This is a genomic window from Pseudoduganella sp. SL102 (assembly GCF_027856995.1).
GTDB classification, from domain to species: domain Bacteria; phylum Pseudomonadota; class Gammaproteobacteria; order Burkholderiales; family Burkholderiaceae_D; genus Rugamonas; species Rugamonas albidiflava.
On the sequence record NZ_CP115554.1, the window covers coordinates 5,832,179 to 5,845,616 of the forward strand.

Here is a 13,438-nt window from a genome sequence, read left to right on the forward strand (position 1 = left end):
GCGCATTGTAGCCGGGCCCCCTTGCTTCAGGCGGACAGGGCGATGCGCTCCCCGTGGCCGCGATGATCCTCGCGGCGGCGCAGCGGCTCGGCCGAATCGAGCCGGAACACCGCCACCGCATCGGCCAACCGGTTCGCCTGCGCCTGCATGGTCGCTGCCGCAGCCGCCGCCTGTTCGACCAGCGCGGCGTTCTGCTGCGTCACCTGGTCCATCTGGGTGATGGCCGTGTTGACCTGCTCGATGCCATCCTGCTGCTGCGCGCTGGCATCGGCGATCTGGGTCATGATTTGCGTGACCTTGGCGATCGCGGCCTCGATGTCGCTCATGGTGTGGCCGGCGCGATCGACCAGCGCGCTGCCGGCCTGCACCTTCTGCACCGAGTCGCCGATCAGTTCCTTGATTTCCCTGGCCGCCGCGGCGGAACGTCCCGCCAGCGCGCGGACTTCGGATGCCACGACGGCGAAGCCCCTGCCCTGCTCCCCCGCCCGCGCCGCCTCGACGGCCGCGTTCAGGGCCAGGATGTTGGTCTGGAACGCGATGCCGTCGATGACGGCGATGATGTCGACGATGCGGCCCGACGAGGCATTGATGTCGTCCATCGTGCGCACGACATCGGCCACCACGCTGCCGCCCTGGCCGGCGATGGCGGCGGCGCCATCGGCCAGCGTGCGGGCTTCGCGCGCATTCTCGGCGTTCGAGCGCACGGCCGACGTGAGTTGTTCCATCGTGGCGGCGGTCTGCTGCAGCGCGCTGGCCTGCTGCTCGGTGCGCGACGACAGGTCGAGGTTGCCGGCCGCGATCTCGGCGGCGGCGGTGGCGATGGTCTCGGTGCCGTTGCGCACCTGGCTGACGATGGCCAGCAGGCTGCCATTCATTTTTTTCAGCGCGCGCATCAGCTGGCCCGTCTCGTCGGCCCGCGAGTCGTCGATGGCGCTGGTGAGATCGCCGGAAGAGACATTTTCCGCCACTTGCACGGCTTGCCGCAGCGGCGCGGTGATGGCGTGCGTGAGGCGCCAGGCCACCACCACGCCCGCCACGGTGGCGCCGAGGCCCAGCGCCAGCAGCAGGTTGCGCCCGGCGGCGTAGTTGGCCTGGATGGCGGCGGCTGTGACGTCGAGCGCGGCCTGCTGGGTTCTCAGCAGGCTGGCCAGGGCGCCCAGGTAGGCCCCGAGTGTCGTGTTCAAGTCAGTGGCATACAGGCGCTGGGCGGTGGCCATGTCGCCGGCGGCCTTGGCGGCCAGCATGGTCTTGCGCGTATCCGTGTATTGCTTGCGCGCGGCCATCACGGCCGCGTGGCCGCGGCGCGAGTCTTCATCGGCCAGCGTGCGCCCCAGCAGGTCCTGGATTTCGGTGGCCCGTTTCGACGACGCCGCCATCGTGGCCTCGATGGCCTTCTGCGTGGTCACGTCCGGCGCGAAGAAGGCGGCGATGGTGCGCGCCGCGTTGACCTCGATGACGGTGTTCCACTCGGTCATCAGCCGTTCATTGTGGACCCGCTGGGAGACCAGTTCCTCGGTCAGCCGGCTGGCGCCCTGCATGCGCAGCACGCCGGTGACCGTCATCGCGGCCAGCAGCGCCAGCACGAGCGCGAAGCCAAGCGCCAGGCGCGTGCCGATACCAAAATTCCCCATATTGCCTCCCTGCATGATCTTTGCAAGCCAGTCTGCCGATAACGCAGGGAGAATGCAAGCGGAACGCGGCGGCGGCGATCAATTCCCCGCCGCCGAAGCCGTGCCCAGCAACTCGTCCAGCTGTGCCATCTGGCCGGGATCCTTGACCACGGTGCGCAGCCATTGATGCAATGGCATCGCCGCCCAGGCCGCGGCCTTGTCGGCCAGATACATGGCGACCAGGTTCTTCTCGATCTGTTCCGGGCTGCCTTCCAGGGTCAGGTCGTCGCGGCTGGCGGTCTTCAGCACCCAGTCGGTGCTTTGCAGCTCCTTCGCCGACACATCGCGGATCGCACCGGCGACGTATTTTTCCCAGGCCTCGCGGGTAAACGTTCCGGCAATCGCATGGCTGCCCTGCACCAGCGCCGCATCGTGCTCGCCGACGATGCGGCCCACCGTCATGGCTGGAAAACGTGTCGCAGCGCGGGCGCGGATCTCGGCATACACGCGGTCGCGCGCCGGCATGCCGCGCACCACGCGCCGCAGGTTCTCGCGCGCACTGTCCACCAATGCCAGCTTCTGCTCGATCCGCGGCCACGCCGGGTCGCCCAGCTGCGCCAGGTGGAACGTCAGCAGCCGCTCGGCACTGCGGATCATCTGCTCGCGCGGCATGGCGCCACGGTTGGCTTCCAGCCAGCCGCGCCAGAACCGCGTCAGCTGGTCGTTCAGGTGGCCCGGCTCGGCGAGCGCCGGGTCGGCCAGCATCAGGTAGGTCTTCAGCGCGTTATAGCCATCTTCCACGCTGGTTGGCGAGGCATCGGCATACGCGCGCGCGGGCGCCTGCACCGGTGGCTGCGCGGGCTGTTGCAGCGTTGCCGCCGGCGCGGCCAGCTGGCCGGCATTGGCGTTCATCTCGTACAGCAGCGCCTCGAGGTTGCCGGCCACCGGTTTCACCATCACCTCGCGCACGCCGCCGAAGAACTGCTCGCGCAGCTTGAGTTCGAGCAGCTCGCCCTGGTAGAGGCCCAGCGACAGCGCCCACGGGCGCTCCCGGCGATACTGTTCGAGCTGCTCGATGCGCCGCTGCAGCACGTCCAGCGCTTCGAGGCGCGCCTGCAGGTCGAGGCGGCCATCCTGCAGGCGCACCACCTTGTCGAGATCGCCCTGCACGGTGGCCAGCAATTGCCGGTTGCCGAGGTAGGACCAGCTCCATCCCGCCAGCGACACGCCGAGCGCCACCGCCACCGCGATGAAGGCACCGTACTTGAACTGGATCTTGCTGCGGCTGGCGTACTGGGACACCAGGTTGCGGTCTTCGAAGATGACCTTGCGGAACAGGTCGAGCAGGAAGTAGCCGGTCTGGCGCATGTCGTGGACCGGGCCTGGCTGCGCCGTTGCCGCCCGGCGCGACAGGGCGAAGCGTTGCATCACGTGGCGCGACTGCGCGCATTCGGGCAGGCCTTCCTGCTGGGCGCTGGTGAAGTAGAAGCCGCGGAACACCGGCTTGAACTGGAATGCGTTTTCCTCGAACAGCGTGGCGAGGAAGGCGCGCAGCGGCACCCGCAGCGACGCGAACTCGAACGGGAATGTGAAGATGCCGGATGGCAGGCTGTCGCGCCGCTGCAGCGACATGTTGGCGATGCAGGTCTCCTTCAAGCCTTCATGCAGCTCGTCGAACGCGCCGTCGAAGAAGGCCAGGATTTCCTGCGTGCCGGCGCGGCGCTGGTAAGGCATGGTGGCGCCCCACGGCCGTTCGCGCTCGGCCCGCTCGAACGGCGCGAAGAAGTCGGCGAATCCCGCGATCAGGTCGGCCTTGGTGAATACCACGTAGACGGGTGCGAACACTTCGAGCCGCTCGATCAGGTCCTGCACGCGCTTGCGCAGGTTGCGGGCCAGCCGGATGCCGGCATCGGCGTCGGCGCCGCGCAGCTCGGCGATGCTGACGGCGACCAGGATGCCGTTGATGGGCGCCCGCGCACGGTACTTCTTCAGCAGGTCGAGAAAGCCGTGCCACTCGCCGCGGTGCTCGTCGTCGACCGAATAGCGGCCCGCGGTATCGAGCACGATGCCTTCGGTGGTGAAGAACCAGTCGCAGTTGCGGGTACCGCCCACGCCCTGCACCACCGTGTTCTCGGCGATCGGGAACTGCAGGCCGGAGTTGACGATGGCGCTGCTCTTGCCGGCCGCCGGATTGCCGATGATCATGTACCACGGCAATTCGTACAGCGCGCGGCTGCCGGTCTTGATGCCCAGCTTGGATCCGCGGATCGTGTCGATCGCCTTCAGCAAGCCGCTGCGGAGCACATCGACATCGTCCTCGACAGCGGCGGCGGGCGGTGCGGAGCTTTCCTCGATCGCCCGCTCCAGCCGGGCTGCGCTGCGCGCGGCCAGCACACGCCGCAGCCAGCGCACCAGCAGCCAGCAGAGCACCGTGGCGCAGGTGGCCGCGATCACCCAGATCAGCGCGAGCTCCAGCAGTTCGGCGCCGAGAAAATACAGGCCCGCCGTCGCGGCCAGTCCAAGGATTGCAAAGTGACGGGAGTCCGTCACGAACAGCCAGATTCGTCGCATCATGTGGCACCCGTTTGTTTCGTCGGATGATGGTGCCACTATCCACGGGGAAATTTGTTGACCAATCGCAACTTCAACGGCGGCGTGTGCGCAATTCCACGTGGCCGAAATCCATCATCTTCCAGCGCCCGCCCCATGTCAGCCCGGCCGCTTCCGCCACCTGCCCGTACAGCGCGTAACCGCGCATCGCCCACGGATCCTTTTCCGTGATCACCACCTTGCCGTTGCGCAGGAAGGCACAGTCGCCGGCCAGGCCGAACTGATGCCAGCTCTGGAACGCACGCGCGCTGGTGACGTGCCCGCCGGCGTCGGCCAGCCGGTTCTGCCGCTCGGGGCTGCGATAACCCTCCAGCAGCACCATGTCATAGCCGTACTGGTCGCGCATCACCTTGAACACCAGCAGCAGCCGCTGCGTGAAATCCGGGTCCAGCAAATCCCAATTGCGGTTCGCGCTGGCCAGTTGCGGGCGCACCAGCGTCACTTCGGCGGTGGTGAAGGCGGCCGGCGGCAATGGCGCCGGAGCGATCAGCCGTTCACCGCGCAGCAGCTCGGCCACCTGCCCGTTGACGGCGTGGTCCGGTGCCGCGACACCGGGCAGTTCCGCGCGCCCGGCCAGCAGCAGCGCGGCCAGCGGAGGCAGCAGCACGAGGGCGGCGCAACCGGAGGCCAGCAGAGGATAGCGACGCAGCAGCCGCACCCCGCGGGCAAGTGCCGCCCGCGCGCCTTCTCCGGCCGAGCACACGCCTCGCGCTCCCTGGACAGCCATCTGCCGCCATGCGCGGTCGGCATCGCGGCCGAGCCGCCCCACAACGGCGCCAGCCCCCTCCCGGCCTGCCGGGAACAGCATCAGCCAGCCGGCCACGCAGGCGCCCACGAACAGCATTAACATGAAAATAGGAAACATAGTGCGCTCCGTCAACACCCTAAAAAAGTGCCGGCGCGAAACTGTCTGTCGACCGGACGCCCATCGTATGACACGGACCGGCCAGCGCAAGACCGTCCACATCAAGCTTTGGAGAAGCAACTTGGATTCATCAAAATCCGGCAGGGGCATACTGGCCAGCCTCGAACGCAAGGCCGCGGCACCGCTGCGGCGCCCCGCCATTGCCACGCCTTCGGCAGGACGTGGCGTTGCCCTGGTCGTCGGTAGCGGTGTGGTGACCGGTGCCCTGCTGATGTGGTGGCTGTCCAGCGGCCCCTCGCCGCTGATCGTGCATGAAGCGCTGCCGCCCTTCGTGCAGGTTGCCCCGATGCTGCCTCGGCCCGTCCCGGCGGAGGCGATCGAGGCTGCCGCCATAGTCGACGAAGCACCGGCGCCGGCGTTGTCCCCACCGGCCGCCGTCCTGGCACCTGAACGCATCCCGGCGGTCGCGACGGGTCACGGCCAGGCGGTGATGGTGCCGCCGCCGTCGGCGCTGAAACCGACGGCGAAACACGCCGTGGCTGCACGCGAGAAGGCCCGCCGCACGCTGCACGCGGTCGCCGATACCGACGTGGAGTTGCTGTCGGCCCTGGTCGCCCATGCCAACGAGGTCGACGTCGTCGAAGCGCGCGTTGACGACCATACGGAAGACCTGCTGCAGCGTTGCCGGCGTGTCGGTGGCGAAGAAGGCCGCCTGTGCGGCATGCGCATCTGCGCCACCCGCGCCGGCGATACGGCCTGCCACGTCGAATAGAACTTCCCCTGGAACGTACGCGCACGCACATCCCGCCGCGAGGCGCCGTGGCATGCTTTCGCCCTCGTATTCACACAGGAGAACACGATGACGCAACAACTCAATGGCAAGAAAGTGGCGGTACTGATGACGGATGGCGTGGAACAGGTCGAATACACCGAACCTCGCAAATTCCTCGAGCAACATGGCGCGCTAGTCACGCTGGTCTCGCCGAAGGGACAGGGAGAACAGATCCAGGGCTTCGATCACCTCGACCCCGCGGAGAAATTCGAAGTGGAACGCGATGTGCGCGATGTCCGCCCCGCCGATTTCGATGCGCTGGTGCTGCCGGGCGGCGTGGCCAATCCGGACCAGCTGCGCCTGTCGACGGAAGCCATCACCTTCATCCGCGAATTCGGCCGCGAGAACAAGCCGATCGCCGCCATCTGCCACGGCCCGTGGACGCTGATCGATGCCGACCTCGTCAAGGGCAAGCGTGTGACCAGCTGGCCGACGCTGCAGCGCGACTTGCAGAACGCCGGCGCGCAGTGGACCGATGAGCAGGTGGTCGTGGACGGCAAACTGGTCACCAGCCGCAAGCCGGATGATATCCCCGCGTTCAACGAGGCGATCCTGAAGCAGCTGGCCGCCTGACGCCGCATCGCCGGAAATGCAAAAAGCCCGGCATCGCTGCTGGGCTTTTTCAATCCACCGCTCAAAGTGATGCGTCTGGCGGTATCGAATCAACAGGACTCGGCTGCAACTCTACACGTGCCGCGTGTCAAACAATCCTCCCATTCAGCTCGATATGATCGGCGACATCCAGGAGGAGACACAATGCGCGCTTACATGATTTCCCTGTCATTCTCGGTCCTTCTAGCGTCGAGCATCGATGCCGCGGCGCAGAAAAATGCTGCCGCGATCTACACAAATCTCTCCGGCAGCGCTTGTAGCAAGGCCATCGACGATGTGGCAACCGGCGCCCATACATTGGACTGCCCTGGAATTGCAGGCTATCGTCTGCAGGTCCTGCTGGACGATGAGCGCAGTTCCATCAATGTCGTGACACCGGACAAGCGAGTACTTCCGCTCGATTACTGGGAAGTGGTCACGCGAGGGTTTTCAACACTGGGCAAAAAGGCTGAGTGGCGCATCGCCAAGACGGGGGGACGGGTCGCGCCCATTGCCATCATTGTTCCCGTTGACACCTTTGAGCAAGGCAATCCGGAGCAGCCGAAACGCGTACCGATGCTGGTCATTGCCAGGATCTCCCATAACACCGCTTGCGTTACAGGAGCCATGAACGCAAATGTTCGGGACGCAAGCGTGAAGGCACGGCTAATTGCCGACGACGAGTACCTGCCATGCCTGCTTCGCGAGTCGAATCCGCACGCAGCGATCCAGCCGTAAACGCAAAAAGCCCAGCATCGCTGCTGGGCTTTTCTGTATTCTGGCTCCCCGACCTGGACTCGAACCAGGGACCTGCGGATTAACAGTCCGTCGCTCTACCGACTGAGCTATCAGGGAAAAGAGGCCGTATTATAGCGGCCGCTTTGACCGCTGGCAAGAAGAAACAATTCTTCCGCCAACGGTATCAAACAACGTCTGTTAGAACAGGCCCTTGAGCTGAACACCCCACTGGCGCGGCTCGTTGACGAAGCCGGTCAGGTTGTTGAAGTCGATCGCGCCCGTGATGCGGCGCTGGTCGGTGATGTTGCGGCCGAACGCGGCCACTTCATACTTGCCGCCCTGCCAGTTGTAGCCGACGCGCAGGCCGCCTTCCGTCAGCGGCGCGCCGGTGAACTCCTTCGCCTCGTACAGGAAGAAGTTGACCTTGCTGCGGTACGACCAGTCGGTCAGCACGAACAGGTTGCCTTCGGCCAGCGGCCAGTTGTAGCGGGCCGACAGGTTGACGATCCACTTCGGCGCCTGCGGCAGCGCGTTGCCGTCGATGACGACGCGGCCGGCGGCGTTGAGCGGGTCCAGCACCGTGCACTGGGCGCACTTGTTGACCGACAGCGAAGGATCCTGGATCTTCGTGTAGTTGTAGCTGGTCGATGCCGACACCTTGAAGTCCGGCGTGACGAAGCCTTCGATCTCCGCTTCGATACCGCGGCCCTTGGTCTTCTCGGCGTTGATCAGCGCGGTCACGTTGGAATTGCCGCCCACCACCGTCAGCTGCTGGTCCTTCACGTCGTAGTCGAAGATCGACAGCGAGGCGCGGGCGCGGCGGTTCAGCAGGTCGGCCTTGATGCCGGCTTCATACGAGGTGATGGTTTCCGCATCGGCGATCGTGGCCGGGCCGGAAGCCGACGGCGCGCCGATCGACGGAGCGCGGAAGCCCGTTGCCACGCGGGCATAGGCCGACACGTCCGGGTTGATCGCATACGTTGCCGACAGGTCCCAGTTGGTCTTGTGGCGTTCCGCGTTGATCGTGGCAGGACCCTGCAGCGTCGTGCCGGTCGCTTCAATGGTGCGGAAGTCCTTCTTGTCGTTGGTGTAGCGCAGGCCGCCGCGCACGGTCAGCGCATCGGTCACCGCGTAGTTCACGGAACCGAATGCCGCCCATGCCTTGTTGCGCTGGTTGCTGATGACGCGGCTGGTGCGCGCGCCGGCGGTGTTGAAGTTGTCGCTGCCGCCAGTGGCATCTTCGTCGAAGTAGTACACGCCGGCCTGCCAGCTCATCGGGCCTGCCTTCTTCGATTCGATACGGAATTCCTGCGTGTACTGCTTCAGGTCCGGCAGCACGGAAGCCGTCTCCACCTGGAACGGCACCACGCCCGGGCCGTAGACCGGATTGCCGCCGTCGATGTCGCCGCGGCTGTTGTACTCGGTGATCGACTCGTAGCCGGTCACGGAGTACAGCTTCACCGCGCCCAGGTCCCACGACAGGCGCACGTTGCCGCCGCGCGTCGTCAGGTTCTGGTAGTTCTGGCCGTTGGTGAAGACCGCGCCTTCATCGTAGTTGTCGACCAGCTGGTTGCTGCCCTTCTTGATGATGTTGGCCTGGAACAGGCGCGAGTTGCCCGTGGTGGTACGCTGGTGCACGTTGAACAGCGCGTTGAACGTGCCGTTCGGCTGGTACAGCACCTGCACGCGTTCGGCGTGCTCGTTGTAGCCGTCCAGCGACTCGCGGCCGTCGGTGAATTCGTTGCGGATGTAGTCGTCGCGGTGCTGGCGCAGCGTCGATACGCGCAGTGCCCACTCGTTCGACAGCGGAATGTTGGCCGCGCCTTCGACGTTGGTGGTGCCGTGCGACGCCACGGAGAAGTTGTAGTAGCCTTCCACGCCTTTCAGGCTCGGCTTGGCCGATTCGAACTTCACCACGCCGGCCGGGGTATTGCGGCCGAACAGCGTGCCCTGCGGGCCGCGCAGCACTTCGATGTTGGCCAGGTCGAACATCGGATAACCCTTCAGGATCGGGTTTTCCTGCACCACGTCGTCATAGATCAGCGACACGGGCTGCGAGGCGAAGATCGAGAAGTCGGCATTGCCGTAGCCGCGGATGTAGAAGCGCGGGAACACGCGGCCGGTCGACGATTCCACGTTCAGGCTGGGCGTCTTGCCGGCCAGCACGCGCACGTCCTGGCCGCCGGACAGGATCACGTCCAGCTTCTCGTGCTGCAGCATCGACACCGACACCGGCACTTCCTTGATGTTCTCGGCGCGGCGCTGTGCCGTCACCGTCACGGTTTCCAGCTGGCCGCTGGCGACCGGCTGCTGCGCGGCTTGCTGGGTGCTTGGTTCGGTATTTGCCTGGGTGGCGTCCTGGGCCATGGCGGCCATTGGCAGCGCGGCCGTCAGCGCGAGGAGACGCTTGTGCATCTTGGACAGTTTCATGATGTGCCTTCCTGGGTTAAGAATAATGCTGCAAGGGTGGTCAACGCTGTCTCCGGATTTTTAACGTCCTCGTGCGGATGCCCAACGGCGCGGCTCCGTCTCTGTGGTTGCACTGCCAACTACCTGTTCTTTCGTCATCGCCGCGGATAACAAAAAGCCGCGTCGAAACGCGGCTTTTGCAATTCTGGCTCCCCGACCTGGACTCGAACCAGGGACCTGCGGATTAACAGTCCGTCGCTCTACCGACTGAGCTATCAGGGAAAGGAGGCCGCATTATAGCGGCGCCCGGCAAAGTCGACAACACCATTTTTTAGCGCCCCGTCGTGACGCGAAGCAAAGACAGGCCGGGCGGTCAGCCACACGCCGCCGCATCGCGGTTTCACCGCCCGCAAAACCGGTTTCGTCGCATCCCGGTGGAGGGCTCGCCGGGTGGCCGGCAGCATGCTGCCATTACCCCACCGGAGAACCCCATGAAATTGCCTTTGTTCGCGCTGCTGCTGGCGGCCAGCCTTGCCGCAGCAGGCGCCCCTGCCCATGCTTCCTCCCCGTTCGCGCAGGCACGCGACCAGTTCCTCGCTGCCACCCGTGGCGACACGGCCGCGCGCGACGCCGCCATCGAAGCGTTCGCGAAGCTGGCCGAGAGCCAGCCCGAACATCCCGTCTATCTCGCCTACCACGGCGCCGCGCTCACGCTGAAAGGCCGGGATGCCAGCAAGCCGTGGGAAAAGATGCGGTTCGCCGAACAGGGCGCGGACCGCATCGAGAAAGCCCTTGCCCGCCTCGGCCCGCAGCACGACGCGGCGATCGCCGGCGGCAGCCCGGAAAGCATCGAAACACGCGCCGTCGCCGCCAACAGCCTGCTGGCCCTGCCCGCCATCATGCACCGCGGCGGCCCCGGCAAGCGTGCGCTGCAGGCGGCGCTCGACTCGCCGCTGCTCGATGGCGCGCACGCCGCCACGCGGGCCAGCGTCTTCGGCGCGGCCGCGCGGCTGGCCGCGAAGGAAGGCCGTGCCGCCGACGAGGCGCAATGGCAGCGCAGGATCGTCGCCCTGCCCGCCAACGCGGCAGGCATCGCGGCCATGCGCGAGCGCGCGGCGGCCCGCCTGAAGGAGCTCGGGCAATGAGGCCGGCACTGCTGTCGCTGGCGGATGTGCGCCGCACCTACCGGCTCGGGTCCAGCGCCGTACATGCGCTGCGCGGCGTCGACCTGCACTTGCAGCCCGGAGAGATCGTCGCCGTCACCGGCCCGTCCGGCAGCGGCAAGAGCACGCTGCTGAACGTGTGCGGCTTGCTGGACCGGGCCGACCAGGGCCAGGTGCTGTTCGATGGCACCGCGCTGCATGGCGGCGACGACGCCGGCCGCACGCGGCTGCGCCGCCAGGCGATCGGCTTCGTGTTCCAGAGCTTTCACCTGGTGCCGGTAATGAATGCGTACGACAACGTCGACTATCCGCTGGCGCTGCTGGGTGTGCCCGCTGCCGAACGCCGCGAGCGTGTTGGCGAAGCACTGGAACGGGTGGGCCTGGCCGGCTTCGGCCGGCACTTGCCGGACCAGCTGTCGGGTGGCCAGCGCCAGCGCGTGGCGATTGCCCGGGCGATCGTCAAGCGCCCGCGCCTGGTGATCGCCGACGAACCGACCGCCAGCCTGGACGCGACCACCGCCGGCCAGGTCACCGCGCTGCTGCGCCAGCTCGCGCACGAACAGGGCACCGCCTTCCTGGTGGCCACGCACGACGACCGCGTGCTGCCCCATTGCGACCGCGCGCTGGCGCTGGACGATGGCGTACTGGCAGGAGAACGCCATGCGCATTGATGTCACCTGGCTGGCCATGGCATTGAAGAACACGCTGCGCAACCGGCGCCGCTCGCTGGTCACGGTGGCGATCGCCGCCACCGGCACGGCGGCGGCGCTGCTGGGCGCCGGCTTCGCGCAATACACCTACCATTCGCTGGCCGAATCGGCCGCGCGCGACACGGGCCACGTGATCGTGGCCGCGCCGGGCGGCTTCGACGGCATCGACGACACGCCGCTGCAGCATGGCCTGCAGGGCGGCCCGGCGCTGGCGCGGCAACTGCTGGCGCGCAGCGGCGTGCGGCGCGTGCTGCCACGGCTGCAGTTTTCCGGACTGCTGAGCAATGGCGAGAAAAGCGAAGTATTCGTCGGCACCGGCGTCGATCCGGCGCAGGAATTCGCCGTGCGCGGACCGTTCATCAAGGTCATCGCCGGCGACTTGCTGGAACCGGATGCGGCGCGGCCCGGCATCGTGCTGGGCAAGATGCTGGCGCGCAGCCTGGGCGCCGCGCCCGGTAACGTGCTGACCCTGCTGTCGACCACCACCGGCGGCAGCCTGAACGCGGTCGACGTGACGGTGACGGGTGTCGTCAGCAGCGGCTTCGCGGAGCTGGACAAGCGGATGGCGCTGGTCGACCTGGCTACCGCGCAAGGCCTGCTGGCCACGGATCGCGTGAGCACCCTGGGCGTCTACCTCGAAGCGCTGGACGACAGCGCCGCCACGGCGGCGGCCCTGCGCGGCACGTTCGGCAAGCGGTACGAAGTGCGCGACTGGCGCGACCTGGCGCAGGTGTACGCCAGCGTGCGCGGGCTGTACGACCGCATCTTCGGCTTCCTCGGCGTGATCCTGCTCGTGATCGTGCTGGGCGCGGTGGCCAACACGCTGGCGATGGCGGTGGTCGAGCGCACCCGGGAGATCGGCGCGCTGCGCGCCATGGGCACCACGCCGCGCGAGGTGATGCGCCTGTTCACGGTGGAAGGCATGGCACTGGGCGCCACGGGCGCCGCGCTGGGCATGCTGGGCGCGGCAGGCATCGGCGTGGTCCTGCTGGCCGCGGGCATACAGATGCCGCCGCCGCCCGGCCGCACCGGCGGCTATCCGCTGGACATCGTCATCACGCCGGCGATGTACGCCGCCGCCGGCATCGCCGTTACCGTGCTGGCCGGCATCGCCGCGCTGGCCGTCAGCCGCAAGGCCGCCCATCGTTCCGTCGTGGAGGCGCTCGCCCATGTTTAAGACAATACTCCTCATGCTGTCGCTGTCCCTCGGCACTTCCGCCAAGGCCGCCGACGTGGCAGCCATCCTGAAACAGGCCGATGCCTTCCGCCTGCCGGAAGGCTCGGCCCAGCTGGACACCCTGGTGCAGACCACGAAGGATGGCCAGCCCGACCGCGAGAAGCGCTACCAGGTGCTGGTGCGCGGCGATGGCAAGGCGCTGATCCTGTTCCGCTCGCCGGGCGAGACTGGCCACAAGGTGCTGGTGTCGGGCGACGATTTCTGGATGCTGCTGCCCGGCAGTGCCCGGCCGATCCGCATCACGCCGCTGCAGAAACTGCTGGGCGACGCGGCCACCGGCGATATCGCGACGCTGACCTGGTCCGGCGACTACAGCGGCAGCGTGGCGCGCGAGGTCGACGTCGATGGCGTACCCTGCCTGGAACTGGACCTGGCGGCGCGGCGCCCCGCGCTGAGCTACCAGCGCGTGGTGCTGCGCGTGGCGAAGCACGATTCCCGCCCCGTGCATGCGGACCTGTACGCGGCATCGAACCGCAAGCTGAAGCAGGCCCGCTTCGAATTCGGCACGCGCAATGGCCGTACCGTCGTCATCCGGATGACGCTGCAGGATGAAGTGCAGACCGGCCGCACCACGGTGGTGACGACGCTGTCGTCCACGCCGCGCAAGTTCGCCGACGCGCTGTTCAATCCGATGACGCTGAGCCGCGGCGACGTGGCGCCATGAGGCGGACGG

11 protein-coding genes and 2 tRNA genes are annotated in these 13,438 nt (G+C 67.1%); 7 read left to right on the plus strand and 6 right to left on the minus strand.

The window, feature by feature from the left end; translation table 11 throughout:
- Window positions 1-26: 26 nt before the first annotated feature.
- The 3 genes from OU994_RS24610 to OU994_RS24620 all read right to left on the minus strand — a co-directional run bounded on the left by OU994_RS24610 (window position 27) and on the right by OU994_RS24620 (window position 5,085).
- Window positions 27-1,631: a methyl-accepting chemotaxis protein gene (locus OU994_RS24610; RefSeq protein ID WP_281608069.1), complete on the minus strand. Its 1,605-nt coding sequence runs from the start codon at window positions 1,629-1,631 to the stop codon at window positions 27-29.
- A gap of 78 nt (window positions 1,632-1,709) precedes the next feature.
- Window positions 1,710-4,181 (minus strand): type VI secretion system membrane subunit TssM, encoded by a 2,472-nt coding sequence (tssM, locus tag OU994_RS24615; protein WP_307731943.1) that lies wholly within the window; start codon window positions 4,179-4,181, stop codon window positions 1,710-1,712.
- A 73-nt stretch (window positions 4,182-4,254) separates the two neighbouring features.
- Window positions 4,255-5,085 carry a M15 family metallopeptidase gene (locus OU994_RS24620; RefSeq protein ID WP_281608070.1) on the minus strand — a complete coding sequence of 277 codons (831 nt, stop codon included), beginning with the start codon at window positions 5,083-5,085 and terminating at the stop codon, window positions 4,255-4,257.
- 121 nt (window positions 5,086-5,206) lie between these two features.
- On the opposite strand from OU994_RS24620, the gene OU994_RS24625 reads away from it, so the two are divergent.
- The 3 genes from OU994_RS24625 to OU994_RS24635 all read left to right on the plus strand — a co-directional run bounded on the left by OU994_RS24625 (window position 5,207) and on the right by OU994_RS24635 (window position 7,246).
- The gene (locus OU994_RS24625; protein WP_281608071.1) at window positions 5,207-5,857 is read left to right on the plus strand and encodes a hypothetical protein; all 651 of its coding nucleotides are present in this window, start codon (window positions 5,207-5,209) and stop codon (window positions 5,855-5,857) included.
- Between the two features lie 87 nt (window positions 5,858-5,944).
- Window positions 5,945-6,490: a type 1 glutamine amidotransferase domain-containing protein gene (locus OU994_RS24630; RefSeq protein ID WP_281608072.1), complete on the plus strand. Its 546-nt coding sequence runs from the start codon at window positions 5,945-5,947 to the stop codon at window positions 6,488-6,490.
- Window positions 6,491-6,673: 183 nt separating this feature from the next.
- Window positions 6,674-7,246, plus strand: coding sequence for a hypothetical protein (locus OU994_RS24635; protein WP_281608073.1), 573 nt, complete (start codon window positions 6,674-6,676; stop codon window positions 7,244-7,246).
- A gap of 41 nt (window positions 7,247-7,287) precedes the next feature.
- On the opposite strand, the gene OU994_RS24640 is transcribed toward OU994_RS24635, so the two are convergent.
- The 3 genes from OU994_RS24640 to OU994_RS24650 all read right to left on the minus strand — a co-directional run bounded on the left by OU994_RS24640 (window position 7,288) and on the right by OU994_RS24650 (window position 9,937).
- Window positions 7,288-7,363 (minus strand) — tRNA-Asn (locus tag OU994_RS24640).
- Between the two features lie 81 nt (window positions 7,364-7,444).
- Window positions 7,445-9,679, minus strand: coding sequence for a TonB-dependent receptor (locus OU994_RS24645; protein WP_281611712.1), 2,235 nt, complete (start codon window positions 9,677-9,679; stop codon window positions 7,445-7,447).
- 182 nt (window positions 9,680-9,861) lie between these two features.
- Window positions 9,862-9,937, minus strand: a tRNA-Asn gene (locus OU994_RS24650).
- Window positions 9,938-10,146: 209 nt separating this feature from the next.
- Here OU994_RS24650 and OU994_RS24655 point away from each other — a divergent pair.
- From OU994_RS24655 to OU994_RS24670, 4 genes are read left to right on the plus strand one after another with little or no spacing between them, the layout of a single operon-like run.
- Window positions 10,147-10,800: a hypothetical protein gene (locus OU994_RS24655; RefSeq protein ID WP_281608074.1), complete on the plus strand. Its 654-nt coding sequence runs from the start codon at window positions 10,147-10,149 to the stop codon at window positions 10,798-10,800.
- Window positions 10,797-11,489 carry an ABC transporter ATP-binding protein gene (locus tag OU994_RS24660; RefSeq protein WP_281608075.1) on the plus strand — a complete coding sequence of 231 codons (693 nt, stop codon included), beginning with the start codon at window positions 10,797-10,799 and terminating at the stop codon, window positions 11,487-11,489. Before OU994_RS24655 ends, OU994_RS24660 begins: the two co-directional genes overlap by 4 nt.
- Window positions 11,479-12,705, plus strand: coding sequence for an ABC transporter permease (locus OU994_RS24665; protein ID WP_281608076.1), 1,227 nt, complete (start codon window positions 11,479-11,481; stop codon window positions 12,703-12,705). The genes OU994_RS24660 and OU994_RS24665 overlap by 11 nt, the downstream gene beginning before the upstream one ends.
- Entirely contained in the window at window positions 12,698-13,429 is a 732-nt protein-coding gene (locus OU994_RS24670) for an outer membrane lipoprotein-sorting protein (protein ID WP_281608077.1), read from the plus strand. The genes OU994_RS24665 and OU994_RS24670 overlap by 8 nt, the downstream gene beginning before the upstream one ends.
- Window positions 13,430-13,438: the final 9 nt, after the last annotated feature.

Coding starts and splice junctions, on each gene's coding strand:
- OU994_RS24630 (WP_281608072.1), top strand. CDS start 5,945: ATGACGCAACAACTCAATGGCAAGAAAGTGGCGGTACTGATGACGGAT.
- OU994_RS24660 (WP_281608075.1), top strand. CDS start 10,797: ATGAGGCCGGCACTGCTGTCGCTGGCGGATGTGCGCCGCACCTACCGG.
- OU994_RS24670 (WP_281608077.1), top strand. CDS start 12,698: ATGTTTAAGACAATACTCCTCATGCTGTCGCTGTCCCTCGGCACTTCC.
- tssM (WP_307731943.1), bottom strand. CDS start 4,181: ATGCGACGAATCTGGCTGTTCGTGACGGACTCCCGTCACTTTGCAATC.
- OU994_RS24620 (WP_281608070.1), bottom strand. CDS start 5,085: ATGTTTCCTATTTTCATGTTAATGCTGTTCGTGGGCGCCTGCGTGGCC.
- OU994_RS24610 (WP_281608069.1), bottom strand. CDS start 1,631: ATGGGGAATTTTGGTATCGGCACGCGCCTGGCGCTTGGCTTCGCGCTC.
- OU994_RS24665 (WP_281608076.1), top strand. CDS start 11,479: ATGCGCATTGATGTCACCTGGCTGGCCATGGCATTGAAGAACACGCTG.
- OU994_RS24635 (WP_281608073.1), top strand. CDS start 6,674: ATGCGCGCTTACATGATTTCCCTGTCATTCTCGGTCCTTCTAGCGTCG.
- OU994_RS24655 (WP_281608074.1), top strand. CDS start 10,147: ATGAAATTGCCTTTGTTCGCGCTGCTGCTGGCGGCCAGCCTTGCCGCA.